The organism is Streptomyces sp. NRRL B-24085 (assembly GCF_001282115.1).
Classification (GTDB): Bacteria; Actinomycetota; Actinomycetes; order Streptomycetales; family Streptomycetaceae; genus Streptomyces.
In genome coordinates this window covers 1-3857 of the sequence record NZ_LJBR01000495.1, presented here as the reverse complement: position 1 = coordinate 3857, position 3857 = coordinate 1, and the positions used below count along the sequence as shown (strand labels likewise).

Sequence of the window (3857 nt, the reverse complement as noted above, 5' to 3'; positions counted from 1 at the left end):
GGCCTCTCACGGCTTGCCTACTGCGTACCGCAGTTCCCGACGACCTGCTTCTCCTCGTCGGAGAGGGTGGGGCGGGGGGTGGGAGTGGGCTTCGGGGACGCGGAAGCGTTCGGGGACGGGGAGGACGTGCTCGTCGGGGTCGGTGTGGCCTTGGACGTCAGGGAGGACAGAGTGGTTCCCGTGGTGCCCCCGGCCTGGCCCTCGCCCGTCTTGGAGTTCTTCCTGCTGTCCGTGGCCTGTGCCTCGGCCTGCTTGCGGCACGCGGCGGCCTGCACGCCCAGTTCGTCGATCTTCTTCTGGGCCGTCTTCAGGTCGCCCTCGGCGATGGTGCCCTCGACCGACTTCTGCTGGTACGGCGGCAGGTACTTGAGTTCGATCTCGGGGTGGTCCTTGGACACCTTCGAGAGCGACACCCACGCCAGGTCCTGGCTGATGCCCCGGTACAGCGCCACGTGCTCGCCGTTGACGCCGACGTAGTACTGGGTCTGCGTCCAGCGGTAACCGCCGTACAGGCCACCGCCGATGACGGCGAGCGCGAGCACCGAGTAGAAGGATCTCTTCAGCCACCTGCGGCTCTTGCGGGGCTTGACGAAGTCGTCGTCGGAGTAGTCGCCGAAGCCGTCCGCGGGGATGTAGCCGGTGGTGTCGGAGGAGCCGGGCGGCCCGAACTCGCCGCCCCCGCCCTGTCCGTGGCCCTGCCGGCCGAGCCCGGAGGCGCGGCCCGCGGGGGTCTGCATGATGCCGTTGTCGTGGAGCTGGTGCTGGTTCTCGGCGACCGCGCCGACCACGACCGGGGTGTCGGAGAGCTGCCCGGCGAGGGTGTCCCCGGTGTCCAGGTCGAGGACGTCGGCCACGATGACCGTGATGTTGTCGGGGCCGCCGCCGCGCAGCGCGAGCTGGATGAGCTCCTGCACGGTCTCCTGGGGGCCCTGGTAGCTGGCGAGGGTGTCTTCCAGCGTCTGGTGCGAGACGACGCCGGAGAGGCCGTCGGAGCAGATCAGGTAGCGGTCGCCGGCGCGGACCTCGCGGATGGACAGGTCGGGCTCGACGTGTTCGCCGCTGCCCAACGCCCGCATCAGCAGGGAGCGTTGGGGGTGGGTGGTGGCCTCTTCCTCGGTGATGCGGCCCTCGTCGACCAGGCGCTGCACCCAGGTGTGGTCCTGGGTGATCTGGGTGAGGACACCGTCGCGCAGCAGGTACGCGCGCGAGTCGCCGACGTGCACGAGGCCGAGCCGCTGGCCGGTCCACAGCAGGGCGGTGAGGGTGGTCCCCATGCCTTCGAGCTGGGGGTCCTCCTCGACCATGGAGCGCAGTTGGTCGTTGGCGCGCTGGACGGCCACGCCGAGCGAGGTGAGGACGTCGGAGCCGGGGACGTCGTCGTCGAGGGCGACGATGGTGGAGATGGCCTCGGAGGAGGCGACCTCGCCGGCGGCGGCGCCGCCCATGCCGTCGGCGATGGCGAGCAGGCGGGGCCCGGCGTATCCGGAGTCCTCGTTGCCCTCCCGGATCATGCCTTTGTGCGATCCGGCGGCGAAGCGCAGTGACAGACTCATGCGCACCTCGCCCGTCGGCTCCGGGTACATCCGCACGGTGCCCACCCTCCGGTCGGGAGCGCGCCGGGGCCCGGGGTGGGGGCCCACGCCGCGTGCTCGCTCCGCTCGCGCCTATTCATGATGTAGCACTACTTCCGCAGCTCGATGACGGTCTTGCCGATGCGGATCGGCGCGCCCAGCGGAATCGGCGTCGGGGTCGTCAGCCGCGTTCGGTCGAGGTACGTGCCGTTGGTGGAGCCCAGGTCCTCGACGATCCACTGGCCGTCGCGGTCCGGGTAGATCCTGGCATGCCGGCTGGAGGCGTAGTCGTCGTCCAGCACGATGGTGCTGTCGTGCGCCCGGCCCAGCGTGATGGTCTGGCCCTGGAGCGCCACGGTGGTGCCGGTGAGGGTGCCCTCGGACACGACGAGCTTGGTGGGGGCGTTACGGCGCTGCCGGCCCCCGGCGGCCGGCTGCTGGCGCTGCTGCGGGGGCGCCTGCCGCTGGGCCTGCTGGGCCCGGCCGGCCTCCCGGCGCGAGCCGCGCTGGGTGACGCGCGTACCGAACAGGTCGCTGCGGATGACCTGCACGGCCACGATCACGAACAGCCACAGTACGGCCAGGAAACCCAGCCGCATGACCGTGAGGGTCAGCTCTGACATTGCCCCCGCTTCACCCTTCGGCTTGCCGGTAAATGATGGTGGTGCTGCCCACGACGATCCGCGAGCCGTCGCGGAGCGTAGCGCGGGTGGTGTGCTGCCCGTCCACCACGATGCCGTTGGTGGACCCGAGATCCTGGATCGTCGAGGGCGTTCCGGTCCGGATCTCGCAGTGCCGGCGCGAGACGCCGGGGTCGTCGATCCGCACGTCGGCCTCGGTGCTGCGGCCCAGCACCAGCGTGGCGCGGGAGATCTGGTGGCGGGTGCCGTTGATCTCGATCCAGTGGCGGGTGCGGGAGCCCGGCGCGGGCGCGCCGACCGGGCCGCCGGCGCCGGGGCGCGGGGCCTGGGCGGGCTGCGGGTAGCCGTAGCCGCCGCGGCCGGGCGGCGGGGCGGCCGGCATGGGCGGGGCGCCCGCCGGAGCGGCCGGCGGGTAGCCGTAGCCACCGGGTGCCGGCGCGCCGGGCCGGCCGGCCGGGGCCGAGGTGCCGGGGCCCTGCTGGTTGGTGGAGGAGGCGAGCGTACGGCTGCGCACCCGGTACAGACCGGTGTCGAGGTCGTCCGCCTTCTCCAGGTTGACCTTGATGGGGCCCATGAAGGTGTAGCGCTGCTGCTTGGCGTAGTCGCCGACCATGCCGGCGAGTTCGTCGCCGAGCTGGCCCGAGTAGGGGCTGAGCCGCTCGAAGTCCGGCGTGCTCAGCTCCACGATGAAGTCGTTGGGCACGACCGTGCGGTCGCGGTTCCAGATGGTCGCGTTGTTGTCGCACTCCCGCTGGAGTGCTCCCGCGATCTCCACGGGCTGGACCTCGGACTTGAACACCTTGGCGAAGGTGCCGTTGACCAGACCTTCGAGACGCTGCTCGAACTTCTTCAGGACTCCCATGAGGCACCTCCTCCGTCCTTGCCGCCCTGGGTACTGCGCCGGCTGCTGCTTACCTGGTACTGCTTACTGATCGTATCCACGCGCCGGTGAATCGGCTGGTTCCCCCTGTCGGCACGGTCGACGGGTGTCGACGCCTCCGAAGTTCCCTGCGGAGCCCCACTTCGAACTCCGCTGTCGAACTCCTCTGTCAAGGATCGTAGAGGCGGCCGCAGACCAGTGTCCCGCACCTGACTGTGGACCCCTGCCCGCTCCTGGGGAGACGGGCGTTACCGGTACGAGGTTGATACGTGAACCGGCACTGGCCGGCACATGGCCGGCGGCACCCCGGACCGGTGGCCCGCCACCGAAGCCGCTGGTGGGCGGCTGCCCCCGGACAACGGATGTGAACCCACCCTCTCCAGCGTGCTAATGTTCTGCGTGTCGGAAGGCGCCGCACCGCAAGGCGAGGGGCCCGAGGACACACCCAATGCGCGGGTGGCGGAATAGGCAGACGCGCTGGATTCAGGTTCCAGTGCCCGAAAGGGCGTGGGGGTTCAACTCCCCCCTCGCGCACCATTGGAAGCCCCCCAGGTCCTGGACCTGGGGGGCTTCTTGCTGTCCCGTGGGGGCTCCGGTGGTGGCGGGTCTCACGCTGTGAGGTCTCTCTCACTGGTCCTCCATGGTCCTCACCGGTCCTGGCTCGTTGTCGTCGGGTCCGCTGGCATCAAGCTGCACCTCCCTGGGCCGGGTTCCGGCTCGTGACGGCGGGCGGCGTCCGCGGCGGGGGCGTGCGGAGGGGGGAGC

Annotated in this window: 3 protein-coding genes and 1 tRNA gene; 1 reads left to right on the top strand and 3 read right to left on the bottom strand. The window is 70.9% G+C overall.

Annotation, left to right across the window (positions count from 1 at the left end; all coding sequences use genetic code 11):
• Positions 1 to 17 precede the first annotated feature (17 nt).
• The 3 genes from AOJ26_RS37660 to AOJ26_RS37650 form a co-directional block, all read right to left on the bottom strand.
• Positions 18 to 1583 (bottom strand): Stp1/IreP family PP2C-type Ser/Thr phosphatase, encoded by a 1566-nt coding sequence (locus tag AOJ26_RS37660; RefSeq protein WP_053852851.1) that lies wholly within the window; start codon positions 1581 to 1583, stop codon positions 18 to 20.
• Between the two features lie 98 nt (positions 1584 to 1681).
• Positions 1682 to 2194, bottom strand: coding sequence for an FHA domain-containing protein FhaB/FipA (locus AOJ26_RS37655; RefSeq protein WP_053852850.1), 513 nt, complete (start codon positions 2192 to 2194; stop codon positions 1682 to 1684).
• Positions 2195 to 2204: 10 nt separating this feature from the next.
• Entirely contained in the window at positions 2205 to 3074 is an 870-nt protein-coding gene (locus tag AOJ26_RS37650; protein ID WP_053852849.1) for an FhaA domain-containing protein, read from the bottom strand.
• Positions 3075 to 3542: 468 nt separating this feature from the next.
• Between AOJ26_RS37650 and AOJ26_RS37645 the strand changes: the two genes are divergently transcribed.
• Positions 3543 to 3629, top strand: a tRNA-Leu gene (locus tag AOJ26_RS37645).
• The last annotated feature ends 228 nt before the right edge of the window (positions 3630 to 3857 follow it).